10 protein-coding genes are annotated in these 17,348 nt (G+C 66.9%); 3 read left to right on the forward strand and 7 right to left on the reverse strand.

Annotation, left to right across the window (positions count from 1 at the left end; translation table 11 throughout):
• Positions 1–245 precede the first annotated feature (245 nt).
• Together ACQ754_RS15065 and xsc are read left to right on the forward strand one after the other, a co-directional pair.
• Entirely contained in the window at positions 246–1,877 is a 1,632-nt protein-coding gene (locus tag ACQ754_RS15065; RefSeq protein ID WP_440997866.1) for a GMC family oxidoreductase, read from the forward strand.
• 206 nt (positions 1,878–2,083) lie between these two features.
• A complete protein-coding gene (gene xsc, locus ACQ754_RS15070) occupies positions 2,084–3,826 on the forward strand; it encodes a sulfoacetaldehyde acetyltransferase (RefSeq protein WP_440997867.1) in 1,743 nt (580 codons plus the stop codon).
• Between the two features lie 168 nt (positions 3,827–3,994).
• Here the strand turns inward: xsc and ACQ754_RS15075 are convergent, their stop codons facing one another.
• The 7 genes from ACQ754_RS15075 to ACQ754_RS15105 form a co-directional block, all read right to left on the reverse strand.
• Positions 3,995–6,877: a molybdopterin-dependent oxidoreductase gene (locus ACQ754_RS15075; RefSeq protein ID WP_440997868.1), complete on the reverse strand. Its 2,883-nt coding sequence runs from the start codon at positions 6,875–6,877 to the stop codon at positions 3,995–3,997.
• 4 nt (positions 6,878–6,881) lie between these two features.
• A complete protein-coding gene (locus tag ACQ754_RS15080) occupies positions 6,882–7,721 on the reverse strand; it encodes a hypothetical protein (protein ID WP_440997869.1) in 840 nt (279 codons plus the stop codon).
• Between the two features lie 166 nt (positions 7,722–7,887).
• The gene (locus tag ACQ754_RS15085) at positions 7,888–9,687 is read right to left on the reverse strand and encodes a SulP family inorganic anion transporter (protein ID WP_440997870.1); all 1,800 of its coding nucleotides are present in this window, start codon (positions 9,685–9,687) and stop codon (positions 7,888–7,890) included.
• Between the two features lie 37 nt (positions 9,688–9,724).
• The gene (locus ACQ754_RS15090) at positions 9,725–10,669 is read right to left on the reverse strand and encodes a dimethyl sulfoxide reductase anchor subunit family protein (RefSeq protein ID WP_440997871.1); all 945 of its coding nucleotides are present in this window, start codon (positions 10,667–10,669) and stop codon (positions 9,725–9,727) included.
• A 60-nt stretch (positions 10,670–10,729) separates the two neighbouring features.
• Entirely contained in the window at positions 10,730–11,425 is a 696-nt protein-coding gene (locus tag ACQ754_RS15095) for a 4Fe-4S dicluster domain-containing protein (protein WP_440997872.1), read from the reverse strand.
• A gap of 1 nt (position 11,426) precedes the next feature.
• Positions 11,427–14,252 carry a molybdopterin oxidoreductase family protein gene (locus ACQ754_RS15100; RefSeq protein WP_440997885.1) on the reverse strand — a complete coding sequence of 942 codons (2,826 nt, stop codon included), beginning with the start codon at positions 14,250–14,252 and terminating at the stop codon, positions 11,427–11,429.
• A gap of 503 nt (positions 14,253–14,755) precedes the next feature.
• The gene (locus ACQ754_RS15105) at positions 14,756–15,898 is read right to left on the reverse strand and encodes a citrate/2-methylcitrate synthase (RefSeq protein WP_440997873.1); all 1,143 of its coding nucleotides are present in this window, start codon (positions 15,896–15,898) and stop codon (positions 14,756–14,758) included.
• A 77-nt stretch (positions 15,899–15,975) separates the two neighbouring features.
• Here ACQ754_RS15105 and ACQ754_RS15110 point away from each other — a divergent pair, with 77 nt between their 5' ends.
• Positions 15,976–16,968 (forward strand): phosphate acyltransferase, encoded by a 993-nt coding sequence (locus ACQ754_RS15110; RefSeq protein ID WP_440997874.1) that lies wholly within the window; start codon positions 15,976–15,978, stop codon positions 16,966–16,968.
• The last annotated feature ends 380 nt before the right edge of the window (positions 16,969–17,348 follow it).

Below are 17,348 nucleotides of genomic sequence, written 5' to 3' on the forward strand. Positions count from 1 at the left end.
CCTAGCCGTCGGCTGGACCGCATGCGTAACTCTCCTCCTCGTCAACGGGCACTCGCATCGCTGCCGTATCCCCGATGCCTACTGCCACTGGTTCTTATATTGATATTTACTGTCTCAGTATGGAAGCTGTTAGACGACATGCAAGGGGGAAGACGATCCCACGCAGGGACAAGGGGACGGGCATCGCGGGCCGATAGCCCACGGCGGTCTGCCAGTCCGTGGCGCGACTGGCATCGGAGCACAGCATGAGCGCGAGCAAGTTCGATTACATCATCGTCGGTGCCGGATCCGCAGGCTGCGTGTTGGCCAACCGGCTGAGCGCGGACGGCCGGTATAGCGTGCTGGTGCTGGAGGCGGGCCCGCGGGACCGGTATCCATGGATCCACGTCCCAATCGGCTACGGAAAGACAATGTTTCACACCGGGATCAACTGGGGCTACTGGACTGAAGCGGACCCCGGCATCGCCGGCCGCTCGATGTACTGGCCCCGAGGCAAGGTGCTCGGTGGCTCGAGCTCAATCAACGGGCTCATCTATATCCGCGGCCAGCACGAGGACTTCAACGATTGGGTGAGACTGGGCAACGAGGGGTGGAGCTGGCAGGACGTGCTGCCCTACTTCCGCCGATCCGAGCGCCAGCAGCGCGGCGCCGACGACTACCACGGCGACGACGGTCCACTGTCGGTCTCCGATATCCCCGAGCGCAACGAGCTCTGCGACGCCTTCATTGCGGCCGGCCAGGAGATCGACATCCCCCGCAACGACGATTTCAATGGCGCCACCCAGGAGGGCGTGGGCTACTTCCAGCTCACCGTGCGCAATGGCCGCCGCTGCAGCGCGGCCGTGGCGTTCCTGCGACCCGCCATGGAGCGCCCGAATCTCCACGTGGAGACCGATGCGCTATGCGAGCGGGTGCTGCTCCAGGGGGGCCGCGCCGTGGGCGTGCGTTACCGTCAGGGTGGCCGTACGCTCGAGGCCCGGGCCGGCGGCGAGGTCATCATCGCGTCCGGCGCCATCAACTCACCACAGATCCTGGAGCTCTCCGGTATCGGCGACCCGGCGGTCCTCGGCGAACATGGCATCCCCGTTAACCATGCGCTGCCCGGTGTCGGCGGCAACCTCCAGGATCACCTTCAGGCCCGACTGATCCTCCGCTGCACCCGGGCCATCACCACCAACGACGATCTGCATAGCTTCGCGCGCCGCATGCGGATCGGATTGCGCTATCTGCTGCGCCGCCGTGGCCCCTTGGCTGTCGGCATCAACCAGGCCGGCGGCTTCGCCCGCAGTGACCCTGAGCTCCACCGGCCCGACATTCAATTCCATTTCGGCACGCTCAGCTCGGATGTTCCCGGCTCACCGGTACACCGGTTCCCGGGATTCACCGTCTCCACGTGTCAACTTCGCCCCACCAGCTCCGGCTCCGTCCACCTCCGCACCAACGACCCCGCCCAGTACCCGAGCATTCGGCCGAACTACCTCGCCACCGACGAGGACTGCCGGGTGATGGTAAACGGGGTCAAGCTGGCGCGCCGGCTCGTGGCGGCGGCATCCCTACGCCCCTACATCGCCGCGGAGTACTCCCCCGGCCCCGACGCGCAAAGCGATGACGCCCTGCTCGAGTTCGTGCGTCGCGACGCGACCACCATCTTCCATCCCGCGGGCACGTGCCGAATGGGAAACGACGGCGTAGCCGTCGTCGACCCACGCCTGCGGGTGCACGGCATCGAGGGTCTGCGCGTCGCGGACTGTTCGGTTATGCCAAAGCTGATCTCGGGGAATACCAATGCGGCAGCAATCATGATCGGTGAGAAGGCAGCCGACATGATCCTGGCGGATGCGCTGCGTGGTCACGGCAGTCACAACGCGGCGGCCTGAGCGAGCAAGGGGCTCGCCCATTCCGGCATGCTGGATTTTTCCATATTCCGAGATATTTCATCTCACTATTGATGATTTTTGTCACCTATGACATGGTACCTTTTCTCGAATACGTGCCATGCCTGTGTGTAGTTCAGGCAAGATAGATTGCGCCGCCCGCGATCCAGTATCCGCACTGCAAAAGAGGGGGAGGGAAAATGACGCGCATGACCTCAAGTGAGGCGTTCGTCGAGACGCTGGTTGCTCACGGAGTGGACGATGTGTTCGGCATCGTCGGCTCTGCGTTCATGGATGCACTGGATATCTTTGAGCCGGCGGGGATCCGTTTCATCCCCACCGTCCACGAGCAGGGTGCGGCACACATGGCGGATGGCTATTCCCGGGTGAGCGGGAAACATGGTGTGTGCATCGCCCAAAATGGCCCCGGGGTCACCAACTTTGTCACCGCCATCGCAGCGGCCTACTGGGCGCATTCGCCGGTAGTGGCCATCACCCCGGAGACCGGCTCCAACTCCATCGGCCTTGGCGGCTTCCAGGAGACCGAGCAGCTACCGATCTTCTCGAAGATCACCAAGTACCAGGGCCATGTCATGCGCCCGGACCGCATCGCCGAGTTCACCGGCCGCTGTTTCAACCGGGCCATTAACGAGCGCGGTCCGACCCAGTTGAACATCCCGCGGGATCACTTCTACGGCGAGGCCGACTACGCCATCCCCGGCCCGAAAGTGATCGAACGGGGGCCGGGCGGTGAGCAGAGCCTGGCCGAGGCGGCGGAGCTGCTCGCGCGTGCCGAGTTCCCGGTGATCATCTCCGGCGGCGGCGTCGTCATGGCCAACGGGGTGGACGCCACCGTGAAGCTCGCCGAGCGCCTTGGCGCCCCGGTGGTGAACTCCTACCTCCACAACGACTCCTTCCCCGCGTCCCACGAGCTGTGGGCCGGTCCGCTGGGCTATCAGGGCTCCAAGGCGGGGATGAAGCTGCTCAGCCAGGCGGACGTGGTGCTGGCCCTGGGTACCCGGCTCGGGCCGTTCGGCACCCTGCCGCAGCACGGTATCGACTACTGGCCGAAGCAGGCGAAGCTGATCCAGGTGGACTGTGACGAGCACATGCTGGGGCTCGTCAAGCCGACCGATGTGGATATCTTCGGCGATGCCCGCGCCGCCGCGGAGGCGTTGCTCAACCGCCTCGAGGGCCGCGAGCTCGTCGCCGACCGCAACCGCGACCAGCGCGCCCAGACCATCCGCGGCGAGAAGGACGCTTGGGAGACGGAGCTAGACGAGTGGACCCACGAGCGGGACGACTGGAGCCTCAAGATCGCCCAGGAAGAGGGTGGCGGCATGCATCCCCGCGAGGCCCTGCGCGCGCTGGAGAAGGCGATGCCGAAGGACGTCATGGTCTCCACCGACATCGGCAATATCTGCTCGGTGTCCAACTCGTACCTGCGCTTCGAGCGGCCGAACAGCTTCCTTGCCGCCATGAGCTTCGGCAACTGCGGCTATGCGCTACCGACGGTCATGGGCGCCAAGGTCGCCGAGCCGGACCGCCCGGCCGTGGCCTACGTGGGCGACGGCGCGTGGGGCATGAGCATGATGGAGACGCTGACCTGCGTGCGCGAGGGCATCGCGGTCACGCCGGTGGTCTTCAACAACCGCCAGTGGGGCGCCGAGAAGAAGAACCAGGTGGACTTCTATGGCACCCGCTTCGTCGGTTCCAACATCAAGCACACCAACTGGTCGGAGATCGCCAGATCCATGGGGGCTGAGGCCGTGCGCGTCGAACGCCCGGAGGAACTCGGCGAAGCCTTCGAAAAGGCCTGCGACGCGCAAAAGCAGGGTAAGACCACGGTGGTCGAAGTCATGGTCACCCGCGAGCTGGGCGACCCGTTCCGCCGCGACGCCCTGAAGAAACCGGTTCGCTACCTCGACAAGTACAAGGGCTATAGCGAATAGGCGTACCCTTCCTGCCGGAAGGGCGCCAGCTTTGCCTCCCCCGGCCCCTCGGTTCGCCGTCGGGCCGGGGTCCTGGTCAGTGAGGAACTGCCGGGGATGTCGAGGCGCCGCTGATACGCGGCCCAAGAACAACCGATCCCACAAGGCAGGCGACCTCTCCCCCGGCCGCTAGGCGCGAGTGAGGCGACAGTAGTGGATCTTGAGGTTGGGTTGCCCCGAGTAGGGATCCTCCCGTCCGGCGGTGAGGCGATTCACCGAACCCCAGCGGTGCCACGGCTGACCCTCTCCCCAGCCGATAGGCACGAACACGCTGTCAGCCCGGATGCCGCGGGTTACCCATGCACGCGCCTCCAAACGTCCCGCCGCCGTCTCGATTCGCACGCGCCCACCATCCACGACCCCGATCACTGCCGCCTTGTCCGGGTGGATTTGGCAGTACAGATCGGGCCACATCTCCTGGGCCTGCCAGAAGTAATGCGTCCAGGAGTGGAACTGCGGTGCCGGCGGGCGACCTGTGACCAGCTCGGTATCCAGGGGCCCTCCCTCGCCATCTGCCTCGCTTGTCGACGACTGACGCCGTAACGCAATGGCGTCGGGGCCTGGTTCGCGAGCGGAGATACCATCGCCTTGCCGGGTATCGGCATAGAAGGCAGGAAGGGCGGATAGGCCCCGTTCCAAGAATGCTTCCTCCTGCTCCTCGGTCCAGAATTCCAGGCGGCCACTCGATGTCGGAAAGCGCTTTCCGGTAGGCTGACCCGCTGCGGTCGTGCCCTCCAGGTAGAGCGTGCCGGCCTCCGGCGCTCCTTCTTCGCGTATAGGGGTGCGCAGCCAGCGATGCGGCTGGGCCCGCAGGCGGTCAATGGTTACGCCGTGGAGGTCGGGCGTCGCAAGACGGAAGAGGTCGTCCCAGAAAATCGCCGGATCCTTGAAGCGCTCTTGCAACACGTCCCCGTAACCCAGGCGCCGACCGAGCTCGACCCAGAACCAGTGATCGGAACGGGCTTCCCCGGGGGGCGGGATCATGGCGTCGTTCCACACGATCCGGCGATCCTCCGCGAGCCGGCTGATGCCCCCCTTTTCGATACCGCTTGCCGCCGGCAGGACGTAATCCGCCCACTCCGAGGTGGCGTTGCGGAAGAGCTCCACATGCACCACCAGATCCATGGCCTGTAGCGCGGCCCGGGTACGCGCCTCATTCGGCCACTGGCCTACCGGATTATTGCTCGTGATCAGGCCGCGCAATGGATACGGTTCACCCTCAAGCGCCGCCTCGGTCCAGCCGCCCACCGTGCGCCCCGCCGGCGGCCGGCGCGGTGTCGCACGGCGCTCGTCGGGCACCGGCATGGTGCCCCAGTCCGGCTCCGAGGCAACGTTATAGAACCCGCCACCGCGGCGCCCCCAATTGCCGGTCATCGCCGCAAGGAACATGAACACACGGTTGGTCTGGGTGCCGTTGCTGTGCTGGTTCACGCCGCGGCTGAGATAGAGCATGCAGCCATCCGCCGCGGCGATGGACTCCGCCAGCCAGCGAATGTCAGCGGCCTCGACCCCGGTGACTTGCGCCGCCCATTCCGGCGTGTAGGCTTCGCGGGTAATGAACTCCCGCCAGCGCTCCCATCCAAGCACCCAATTCCGGCAGAACTCCCGGTCGTAACCGCCGGTAGCGAAGAGGTGGTAGATCATGCCGAGGCCAAGCGCCATATCGGTTCCCGCCCGAATGGCGAGCCAGCGATCCGCCTTGCTGGCGGTGGCGGTGAGTCGCGGATCGACTACGACCATGCCCGCTCCGCGCTCGAGCCGCCAACCATTGACCAGGCCGAAATTCACCGGCCGCGTCTCCGCCTGGTTGTCGCCGATGTAGACGTGCAATCCGGCGCTGCCGATATCCTCCGGCGTGTAGATATTCGCCAGATTGGTCGAGCCCTGCACCATCTCCAGGGCCTGGACCTTGCTCTCGTCACATAACAGCTGCGTCGTCAACATGTTGGGCGTGCCCCAAAGCTGCTGGAACAGCCGTGCATAGCCCATAATGGTGAGAACGCCGGTACGGGTACCGAGATAGATGGCGAGGGCCTCCGGGCCATAGCACTCGCGCAAGCGCCGCAGCTGCGCGGCGATCTCGTCGAGCGCCTGCTCCCAGGGGATGGGCTCGAAACGGCCCTCGCCCCGGGCACCGATGCGCTTCAGCGGCCTTGTCAGGCGCTGATCGCTCGCATACATCTGCAACGACATCTGTGATTTCGGGCAGATGCGGCCACCGAAGAGGGGGTCTTCGTCGTTGCCGAGGATGCCCACCACCCGCTCGCCGCGCAGGTGGAACTTCACCGGGCAGCCATTGAAGCAGATGTGACAGCCACCGGGCTCGACGCGATCCGCACTGCGCTCGTCGCGGCTCACCCGGTACGGCGCAGCCGGCGTGACGTCGTCGAGCGGTGCGCGCCGCTCCGGGTCATCCTGGACCTGCGGGACCTTACGGCCGGCAATGGTGTCCGCGCCCGCCTCGCCGTTGCGCTCAATACGGTCGAGGATCACCGTGCCCGGCCCCTGCAGGAAGTGGTCGTGATCGCGAACCTTCCGGCCGGCATCCCGGGCACTGGCGAGCAGGTCATCGTGGCGGCCGAAGCTCAATGCCTCGGTGGGACAGACGCTCACACACGCCGGCCCCCCACCCTCGGCCCGACGCGGGGCACAGAGATCACACTTAACCGCGTGATGCTCCACCGGATCATAGCCCATGGCCCCATAGGGGCAGGCGGCAACGCACTCGCCGCAGCCGGTGCAGCGGGATTCATCCACCGTCACCACCCCGGTGTCGGGATCTTTTGACAGTGCCTTCGGGGCAACGGGGCAGGCGCGGAGACAGGCCGGGCGTTCGCACTGCTGGCAGGTAACGGTCAGGAAGTCGAGATTCGGCGCGTCCGGATCACCGAGCCATTGCACGCGGTTGCGGTACTCATGGGGCCCGAGGCCGTTGACCTGCTTGCAGGCCGCCTCGCAGCTCTTGCAGCCGATGCAGCGCTCCAGATCGATCATGAGGTTCAGCCGTGCCATACCCTTAACCTCCCCAGGCGGTCACATGCCACCACCCCACCGGCTCACCGCCGGCGACATAGCCCGCAAAGAACAGCACCAGCACGACATGCCCCAACACGCCGAGGACGAATAATACCGCGAGCGCGATGTGCGCTCGGCGCCAGAAGGCGAGCACCAGCCCGGCTTCGCGGCGTCCCACCAGGCGTGCCTCCCGGGCGGCCAGCCGGGCATAGCGCCAGGTCAGCCATGGATGACGCAGCAAATGGGTCAGGTTGGGCGAAAACAAGGCCTCATCGGCATCCGGATCGAGCGCCGTCAGCAATGCGCGCTTTGCCTCAATCACGGTGCGCAGGCGCTCCCGCAGGTCCCCATCCACCTCGCCGAAGCTGGTAATGCGACTGGCAAAGAGCGCGGCGATGCGGCGCGAGAGCAGGATGCGCGCGGCGAGTCCCTGGGCGAGAAGCGCGAGCAACGCGAGCCAGACCAGACCCGGCGGTGACAGCAGGTTGCCTGCCGTGGCGTGGGCGGTGACCAAGACGGCCCCGCCGGCGCTTGCGAGCACATGCGCGGAAAACCAGGCCGGGGCGCGCCATGCGCGCCCGGAGCGCTTGACCAGGCTGAACGCGACAGGGACGAACAGCAGCACCGTGCCCAGCGCCGCCAGCGACTGCCGCAGCGGTGTCCCGGGCGTGGCCCCGGGCAACAGCAGCCCGCTCAGCACCGCTGCCGCCAGTCCGACGACGAGCAGCAGGGTCACGGCACGCAGGGCCCGCGGGGGCAAATCCCGCCGTGGCGCAGCTGCCGCGTTTACCGCCCTGCCCCCCTGCGCGGCATGGAGATCCTGGCCCTGGCCTTCTGGCATTGACTCCTCACGGATTGGAGGTGAAACCCGGAGCGGGCATCGAGTGATGGCTCAAAAATAGTTCGTAGCTCCCGCGCACTCACAGCACCAGCACGACCCTGACATTGGTACCAGCCATCTCAATCCATGGTGCCAGGCGAGCCCACCTCGAGCTGCTCGAAGATCTTCATGTCCCTCTCTTTCCGCTCGGCTGCGACTCGGCAACCAAGGGCTCCGGCCCCGGCGCATCGGCGCATTCCAGGAATATTCGCCGCCGACAGGTGCGGCACACCTCCCCATCAAGCCGCTGGAATACGGCATGTATGGCGTCCTTGGGCGTGGTGAACAGGTTCCCCTCGCCGAGGGCCTCCAGATAGCCACCACGGCGCACGGTCTCGAGGGCCGGCGACTTCACACCGCAAAGGTAAAGACCGCCACCCTCCTCCCGTAGACGCTCGGCCTCCTCGGCCAGCATCTCCGCGCCGGCCACGTCGATGAAATTGATGGCGTTACCGATGATGAGCACATGTGGCCGGTGCCCCTCCGGGTCGTTCTTCAGCGTGGTCTGCACATGGTCCACGGCGCCAAAGAACAGCGAGCCGTCGATGCGCAGGATGCGCAGCTGCGGGCACTGCGAAAGGCCCCGCTTGGCGGCGTTGCGCAGCGGGCGGTCGGCGCGCCCCGCCATCGGCGCGAGGTCCACAAGCCGTGGCTTGGCGGTGCGCTGCAGATACAGCACCAGCGACAGCAGCACGCCGACGTAGATGGCGAACTCCAGCTCGAGCAGCAACGTCGATGCAAAAGTGACCCCCAGCACCACCGTCTCCCCGCGGCTCGCGCGCACGATCTTGCGGAGGTGCCGGAAGTCGATGAGATTCCACGCGATCAGCAGCACGATGCCGGCCATTGCCGGAAGCGGCAGATAGGCGGTCAGCCCCGGCGCGATCACCAGCACCAGCGCCAGCATCACCGAGGCGAACACCGCCGCGAGTGGCGTGCGCGCGCCGGCGTCGTAGTTGGCGCCGGTGCGGGTAAAGGACCCGGAGCCCGCATAGCACGAGAAGAAGCTGCCAACGATGTTGGACAGACCCTGGCCAATGAACTCCTGGTTCCCGTCGAGCTGCTGATGGGAGCGGATGGCCACCGCCCGGCCGATGGATACCGCCTCGATAAGCGCGATGATGGCCACCGCGAGGGCCCCCGGAGCGAGATCCCGCAATACCCCGAGCGAGAGCTCGGGCATGCTCGGCGACGGCAAACCGCCCGGCATGGCCCCCACCAAGGGCACCCCCCGATCGCCCCCGCCGATGGCGAGACAGACCAGGCTGCCCACCACCATGGCGATGAGCATGCCCGGCCAGCGCGGCCGCCAGGCCCGAATGCCCACGGCGGTGGCCAGCGTTACGGCACCGATAGCGATGGAATAGGCGTTGGCGCCGCCGGCCCCCATTGCGAGCGCCTGCACCGTGTGCAGGAACGACTCGCCGGCGGGCGCGTCGATACCGGTGAGGTGTCGCAACTGACTGGTGCCGATGAGGATCGCTGCGCCGGTCGTGAAACCGACCACTACCGTGTGCGATATGAAATTCACCAGCGTGCCCATGCGGGTGACGCCCAGGGCGAGCTGGATCGTGCCCACCATGAACGTGAGCGCGAGCACGTAGGGGATGAACTGCGGGCTCCCCGGCGCCACCACGCCACTGACCACGCTGTACACGACGATGGAGATGGCCGCGGTGGGTCCCGAGACCAGATGCAGTGAGGAGCCGAACAGACCGGCCACGATGGGCGTGATGATTGCGGTGTAGAGGCCGTACTGGGGAGGCAGTCCGGCGATCAACGCGTAGGCCACCCCTTGGGGCAGGACGATTATGGCGCCCGTCGCCCCGGCCACCAGGTCCGCTCGCAGGCTGCGCGGCCCCACCACCGGAAGCCACTGCAGAAACGGCAGCAGGCGCCGGGTCACCTCCATTTGCACGGAGTTCACGGCCCTGCCCCGGCACGGTCGATAGCGTTACGCATCGCTACACCCGCTGCTCGCCGTAGAACAGATTCACCACGTGCCGGGCCTCCGCGAAAAACAGCCAACGCTCGATGGCAAGGCCCACCAGCGCCACCGGCACCGCCAACAGCACCGGCACCACCTCCCCACCGCCGAGCAGGGTTGCCACAAGGACCAAGGGCAGTGCAAACCCGAGGGCCGCCGCGGCTAGGCGCAGCCAGCGCAACCGTTGGGCTGCCACCTGAAAGCGGAACTCCTTATCGAGAAACGTGTTCTCCGAGCTCTGGCCGGTGTGCAGCAGCCGTACCTGACCCTGGGTCATACCTGTGGCGGTGTTGATCGACGGCCCCTGGGGCGAGCCGATCCAGTAAAAGTACACGGTCTTGCCGAGGGCTGCCGCAGCGAGCAGCACCAGCGTCAGGGTGATCATGCTCTGCGAGGGCGCCTCGCCGCGCATCACCGCCTGCAGCGCCAGAAGCAGCAGGCTGCCGGAGGCGAAGGCGAGCAGCAGGTAGTTGGTGGGCACCAGCGGGCTGTGCCAGTTGGGGATGGCGCGCAGGGAGGCGTAGATCATTCCGGTGGCGAACACCGTGGCAAAGGCGAGCACCAGTGCCAGCGCCGCCGCAAGCCAGATGAGCGCCGTCGCTTCGCCAAACCACCAGGCGCCGCCGAGCCAGACCGCGACGCAGGGATAGAACAGCACCGAGAACACGGCCTCGCGGGACAGCCAGGAGGTACGGAAGCGGAAGAACGCCCGCCAGGCGTTCTTCGGGTTGGCCAGATGCAGGGTCGAGGCCATCAGTCCCGCGGTGGCGAGCACGGTACCGAGCACACCGGCCGCGAGACGCTCGCCACCGGTAATGGGCAGCAGCGAGGGCAGTAAGGCGGTGAGTGCGGCCAGCATCACCAGCCCGAAGCCGGCGCCGGACAACACCGTGAAGACGATCACCGATAGCGCGGGATGCATGCTCTCCTCCGCAGTGCGCGCCGGCCGCTGCTAGCCTCGCGGCCGGCAAGGGGACCTCGATCAGCGGGTGACCGTCTTGCTCACCCACTGCTTGAGCCGCTCCTGCAGGCCCATGGCCGGTGCCTCCGCCTGCTCGGCACGGGCCTTGTTGCGCGGCGGCAAGTAGTGGTTGACCGTGTTGTAGCCGAGCTCCGGCAGGGACTGCTGGCCGCCGCGATCGCGCACGAGGCGGCTGACCTTGGAGTCCGGGTCGTCGAAGTCGCCGAAGAAGCGGGCGTGGGTCGGGCAGGTGAGCACGCAGGCGGGCTGGCGCTCCTCCGGCGGCAGGGCCTCGTCGTAGATGCGATCCACGCAGAGGGTGCACTTCTTCATGGTGCCGGAGTCCTCGTCCAGCTCCCGGGCACCGTAGGGGCAGGCCCAGGCGCAGAGGTTGCAGCCCATGCACTTGTCCTGGTCCACCAGGACGATGCCGTCCTCTTCCCGTTTGTAGGACGCGCCGGTGGGGCAGACCGTCACGCACTCCGCGGTATCGCAGTGCATGCACGACATCGGGAAGTTTACGGTCTTGTTGTGCGGGTACTCGCCGACCTCGTAGCTGCGGATACGGTTGAAGGCCACGCCCGCCGGATCCTCGCCGTAGGGCATATAATCCGTCAGCGGGCCCAGCGTCCCCGAGCTGTTCCACTGTTTGCAGGCCACCGCACAGGCATGGCAGCCCACGCAGGTGTCCATATCGATGACCAGACCCAGTCGCATGCTACTTCCTCATCAGGATGTCGCTGAGGGTGCGGTGGATACGCACCGGCTCGTGGGTGTGATAGCGCAACTGCTCCGGGGCGGACGGTTGCCCGGGCAACGGCGGCGCAGCCTCGAACTGGGGCCAGGTCTCCCGCGCCTCTTCGGGAGTCGCCGGAGTGACCCGCACGCGCAGGTCGTACCAGGCGGCCTGGCCGGTGATTGGATCGGAGTTGCTGTGGCGCGGGGCCTGCTCGCGCTCCGGCAGCAGCTCGGAGATAAGGTGATTGAGTAGGAAGCCCTTGCGCGCCTCCGGCGCGCTCGGCGATAGCCCCCAGTTACCGCCCTGCTTGCCGACGGCGTTCCAGGTCCACACCGTGTCCGCCTGGCAACCCTCCATGAGCTGAACCTGGGCGCGCACGCGCCCGCTCCGCGACTCCACCCAGACCCAGTCGCCGTCGCCGATGCCCATCGCGGCGGCGCGCTGGCGGTTCATGTAGAGGAAGTTCTGGGCGGTGATCTGGCGCAGCCAGGCGTTCTGCGAGTCCCAGGAGTGGTACATGTGCATCGGCCGCTGGGTGACGGCATGCAGGGGGAAGCTGTCCTCGTCCACTTGGGCCTGCTCCAGGGGCTGGTAGTGCCCCGGCAGGGGGTCGAAGTAGCGCACCAAGCGCTCGCGGTCCGCCGGATCGCTCGGGCGCGGCCCGTCGTAGAGGCCCTGGCCGGCGAGGCGGAAGCGCTGCAATGGCTCCGAGTAGAGCTCCATGACGATGGGCTCGGCACTCGGATTGAAGCCGACGTCCCGCGCCCACTCCAGGTAGTCCCGGTTGGCGAAGCGGTAGAAGCGCATGTGCTCCGGCAGGTGATACTGGAAGAAGCCCTCGTTCTCGACGTAGCGCTCCCATTGGTCCGGGTTGGGTTCGCCGCGCAGGTGCGTCTCGCCGTCCTGGCCGCGCCAGCCGGCGAGGAAGCCGACGCCAGGCGCTTTTTCCCAGCGGGCGATGAAGTCCTTGTAGCCGTCGTACTTCGGTTGCCCGCCGTCGTCGACGAAGGCGGGGAGCTCGAGCCGGGTGGCGAGCTCAACCATCACCTCCTGCCAGGGGCGGACATTGCGATCGGGCTCGATCACCGGGGCGCGGATGGCATCGCAGGGCCCGTCCGGCTCGGAGATCGGCCGGTCCAGCAGGGAGATGCAGTCGTAGCGCTCCAGATAGGTGGTGTCCGGCAGGACCAGATCGGCGAAGTTCACCGTCTCCGAGTGGAAGGCGTCCACGACCACCAGGAACGGCAGCTTGTACTCGCCGTTGTCATCCTTCGCCTGCAGCAGCTCGCGGGTGCTGCCCGCGTTCATGCTGGAATTCCAGGCCATGTTGGCCATGAACAGGATCAGCGTGTCGATGGGGTAGGGGTCAGCGTTCACGGCATTGTTGATGACCATGTGCATCAGGCCGTGGTTCGCCAGCGGCGCCTCCCAGGAGTAGGCCTTGTCGATGCGCAGCGGCCGGCCCTCCGCGTCCACCACCAGATCCTCGGGGGCCGTGGGGAAACCGAGCGGCGGGCCGGAGAGTGGTGTATTCGGCGCGCTCCCCTTCGCTGGTTTGATCGCCGGCGGCGTCGGCCGCGGGAACGGCGGCTTGGCCCGGTGGCCGCCGGGCACGTCGATGGTGCCAAGCAACACCTGCAGCAAGTGGATCGCGCGGCAGCTCTGGAAACCGTTGGAATGCGCGGAGACCCCGCGCATGGCGTGCATGGACACCGGCCGGCCGACGAAGCGCTCGTGCTCGCGGCCGGCCCAGTCGGTCCAGGCGCAGGGGATCTCCACGGTCTCGTTGAAGGCCACATGCCCCATCTCCAGGGCCAGGCGCTCGATGGTCTCCGCCGGCACGCCGCAGGCCTCGGCCGCCTGCTCCGGCGCGTAGCGCTCGTCGAGGTAGCGCTCGGCGATCAACGTCATCGCCGTCTTGGTGCGGCGGCCATCGGGCAGCGTGTACTCGCCGAACAGCGCCCGGGTCGCGCCCGCCTCGGCACCGTTCACCGGGGCCTGCCGCTCGGGGTCCCAGGCCAGCGGATTGCCGTCGTCGTCGCGGGCAATCAGACCGTCATCCGACTGGCCAGGATTCTGGATCACAAGATAGGGCGCGTTGGTGTAGCGACCGACGAACTCCCAATCCACCAAGTCCCGCGCCAGCAGCACGTGACACATGGCCAGCGCCAGCATGGCGTCGGTACCCGGGCGGATCGGCACCCACTCGTCCGCCACCGCCTGGTAGCCGGTGCGCACCGGGTTGATGGCGACGAACTTGGCGCCGCGGCGCTTGAGCTTCTCGATGCCGAGCTTGATCGGGTTGGAGGCATGATCCTCGGCCACGCCCCAGAGGAGGAAATAGCGGGTGCGGTCCCAGTCCGGGTCGGCGAACTCCCAGAACGACTGGCCGATGGTGTAGAGCCCCGCCGCCGCCATGTTCACCGAGCAGAAGCCGCCGTGGGCGGCCCAGTTGAGGGTGCCGAACTGCTGCGCCCAGAGTCCGGTCAGCGCCTGCATCTGATCGCGCCCGGTGAAATACGCGAGCCGATTCGGATCGCTGGCGCGGATCTCGCGCAGGCGCTCGGTGAGCGTGTCCAGCGCCTCCTCCCAGGAGACCTCCACGAACTCCCCACTGCCGCGCTCGCTGCCGGGCTTGCGCATCAGCGGGTTGCGTAGCTTGGCCGGCGAGAACTGCTTCATGATGCCGGCGTTGCCCTTGGCACAAAGCACACCGCGGTTCACCGGGTGATTGGGGTTGCCGCGGATGTAGCGCGGCTGGCCGTTCTCCAGCGTCACCTCGATCCCGCAGCGGCAGGCGCACATATAGCAGGTGGTAAACCGGCGCTGCTGGTGGGCGTGGTCCTCGAAGCTCGGCAGCGCCGCCGCAACCTCCGGCGCGGAGATGGCCGAGCGACCGCTGGTTCCGCCGGTGGTCTCCTCAGTGAGCGCCCCCGTGCTCTGTGTTCGCTGCACCGTTCCTCCTCCAATGTTGCCGCAAGCGACCGCTGGAACGCCGGCGGCAACCACGCAGATATTCTTATAATGAAACCGTACGTCTCACAATATAATACGTTTGGGTTCAACGCACCCACGAAGGGCGGATGGGAATTTCGCGCACCATCGTTGATCAAGGACTATGACAACCCTCAGGCCGATGGCGACCACCCCTCGGTCGCAATGGCGACGCCTACCAGCGAGCGTGATCGACTCACAGGACCGTCAGCGACCGAGGGACACGGCATGCCCAGCTTGGCGCTGGCCCAATCGAAGCTGGTCCTCTGGCCCTAGCCCACACGCAAGGCAGGGCCCAAGCTGGGCGCTGCCGTTTAGCCCCGTTCCTCAATGGGGACGTAGGGACGAGGCTCCGGGCCATCATAGAGTGTCAGCGGACGGATCAGGATGTTCTGCTCCATCTGCTCCAGGATCTGCGCGGTCCAGCCCGGCACCCGCCCGATGGCGAACAAGGGCACGAAGAGATCGCGCGGTAGCCCATGCAAGTGATAGACGACGCCCGAATAGAAGTCGACATTGACGTTGACACCGTGCCGAGCATAGGGACGCATGGCCTCAACCACCGCCTCCAAGATCTGATACCAGTGCGGTTGTCCCATTTCCTCGGACACCCGCTTGACCCCCTCTCGCATATGGCAGGCCCGGGGGTCCTCTGCCCGGTAGACACGATGGCCGAAGCCCATCACCGGCTCCCGCGCCGCGCGCTTGCGCCGTACGTACTCGGCGGCATTCGCCGGATCGCCGATCTCCTCGGCCATGCGCATGACATCCTCGGCAGCACCCCCATGGGCGGGGCCCGACAGCGCCGCCACAGCGGCGGTCATTGCCGCGTGGGTATCCGCACGGGTACTGGTAACCACGCGGGCGGTGAAGGAGCTGGCATTGGAGCCATGCTCGGCGTGCAGGATGAGATCCGTATCGAGCAAGCGGGCCGCATCCGGGCTCGGGCGTTCGCCCTTGAGCTGGTAGAGCAGATTCGCCGCGTGACCGAGCTCCGGATCGGCAGCGACCGGCTCGAGGCCATTGCGGATACGCTCGTGGGCGGCAACGATGGCCGGGACCTGAGCCGTAAGGCGAACGCCTTTGCGCGCGACCGCCTCCGGCGAACCATCGGCTGCCTCCGGGTCGAAGGCCGAAAGCGCCGAGACAGCGGTGCGCAGCACTGCCATCGGATGGTCGCCAGCGAGCCCGCGGATGACCTCGAGGACGGCATCGGGCAGGACCCTGGCCTCACGCAGCGTGGCCTTCAATGTCTCCAGCTCAGCGCCTGTCGGCAGCTCGCCGTGCGCGAGGAGGTACGCCACCTCCTCGAATGTCGAGCGTTGCGCAAGCTCGTCGATCGAATAGCCGCGATACCACAGCCGGCCCGCACGGCCGTCAATGTCACAGATACGCGACCGGTCGAAATACACTTCCTTGAGCCCACGATGGATTCGCGGCGTCGATGTCTCACCCATTTCGAACCTCCCTACAGGCTGCCGGCGGGAGCACCCCGTCGCGGCAAGCCCCGTTACACTCGTTTGGAGAAGGCCTTATGACAGCGAGCGAACCCTCCACCACAATGCCCACGCTGGTGTTTCCCGAGACGGGTGACGAGCGCGTCCTCGCCGCCGCCCGTCAACTGGCCGACGAGGGCAGCGTCCGCCCCCTGCTGCTCGGCTCCGCCCATGAGATCGCCGATAGCTCTCGACGCTCCGGCATCTCCACCGAAGGGCTCACCACCATCGACCCCAACGACAGCCAGCGCCTCGCCCATTACGCGGAGCTCTGTTCCCAGCATCGCGAACGCCTTGATCCGGCGAAGGCGCGGCGGTTGCTGCGGCGCCCCCTGCCGTTCGCCGGCATGATGGTCGCCGCCGGTGACGCCGATGGGATGGTGGCCGGAGCCGAGAACCCCACTCGCCGGGTGATTGAGGCGGGCATGCTCACCGTGGGCCTGGCGCCGGGCATCGATATCCCCTCCAGTTTCTTCCTGATGCGCACGCGGGCCACCACTACGGTGCCCGCCCGGGAGCTTTTGTTCGCCGACTGTGCCGTCAATATAGCCCCGGACGCCGACGCGCTCGCCGCCATCGCGCTTGCCTCCGCCCGCAGCGCTGCCCGGCTGCTGCGAGAACCCCCACGCGTCGCCCTTCTCTCGTTCTCGACCCATGGGAGTAACCAACACGCGGAAATCGAGCGCGTCCACGGGGCCCTGTCGATCGCGCGCGAGCAGGCACCGGAGCTCGCCATCGACGGGGAGCTGCAGGCCGACGCGGCGCTTGTCGAGGCGATCGCCAGGCGCAAGGTGCCTGCCGATAGCCCGGTCGCCGGGCACGCCAACGTACTGATATTCCCGGACCTGGATGCCGGCAACATCGCCTACAAGCTGGTCCAACACCTCGGTGGTGCCCACGCGACGGGACCCATCCTGCAGGGATTCGCGCGCCCGATCGCGGACCTCTCCCGAGGCGCCGACGTAGAGGAGATTGTGGCCACTGCCCGCATTGCGGCCGCTCTGGCGGCCACCGGGGACGATTCCGGCTAATGGCCCCAACCCAGCGCCGGGCGCTCGCCGTGAACTCGCGGTTGCCAGCATGACCGCCCCATAGGCCGAGGAAACGTTGTGACCACGCTAGGAAGCATGGGCACGACTGGCTAGTGCCAGTTGCGCTTCACTGCTGGGACCAGCAATCCCTCGGCGCCTGCCTGCCCGGCGGTGGAGCGCCGGGCGGTCCAACGGCGAAGGGCACCGGCATTGGGCCCTCGCCGTGGGCTCAACCACGCCCCTTTCCGTGTCCGAATGGGAAGTGGCTCCGCCGCAACCCTACCTAGTGCAACGACTCCGTCAGCCCGATATTTCCGCCCATCTGGCACAACTGGCCCTATCGTCTTCAAGCAACTGGGTCTATATAGGTCAGGCAGGCA

This window comes from Arhodomonas sp. SL1, assembly GCF_052060015.1.
In the GTDB taxonomy this organism is placed as follows: domain Bacteria; phylum Pseudomonadota; class Gammaproteobacteria; order Nitrococcales; family Nitrococcaceae; genus Arhodomonas.

What these genes read in the sequence shown, in the direction of transcription:
- ACQ754_RS15065 (WP_440997866.1), top strand. Translation starts at nt 246, where the DNA reads ATGAGCGCGAGCAAGTTCGATTACATCATCGTCGGTGCCGGATCCGCA.
- xsc (WP_440997867.1), top strand. Translation starts at nt 2,084, where the DNA reads ATGACCTCAAGTGAGGCGTTCGTCGAGACGCTGGTTGCTCACGGAGTG.
- ACQ754_RS15075 (WP_440997868.1), bottom strand. Translation starts at nt 6,877, where the DNA reads ATGGCACGGCTGAACCTCATGATCGATCTGGAGCGCTGCATCGGCTGC.
- ACQ754_RS15080 (WP_440997869.1), bottom strand. Translation starts at nt 7,721, where the DNA reads ATGCCAGAAGGCCAGGGCCAGGATCTCCATGCCGCGCAGGGGGGCAGG.
- ACQ754_RS15090 (WP_440997871.1), bottom strand. Translation starts at nt 10,669, where the DNA reads ATGCATCCCGCGCTATCGGTGATCGTCTTCACGGTGTTGTCCGGCGCC.
- ACQ754_RS15095 (WP_440997872.1), bottom strand. Translation starts at nt 11,425, where the DNA reads ATGCGACTGGGTCTGGTCATCGATATGGACACCTGCGTGGGCTGCCAT.
- ACQ754_RS15100 (WP_440997885.1), bottom strand. Translation starts at nt 14,252, where the DNA reads ATGTGCGCCTGCCGCTGCGGGATCGAGGTGACGCTGGAGAACGGCCAG.
- ACQ754_RS15105 (WP_440997873.1), bottom strand. Translation starts at nt 15,898, where the DNA reads ATGGGTGAGACATCGACGCCGCGAATCCATCGTGGGCTCAAGGAAGTG.
- ACQ754_RS15110 (WP_440997874.1), top strand. Translation starts at nt 15,976, where the DNA reads ATGACAGCGAGCGAACCCTCCACCACAATGCCCACGCTGGTGTTTCCC.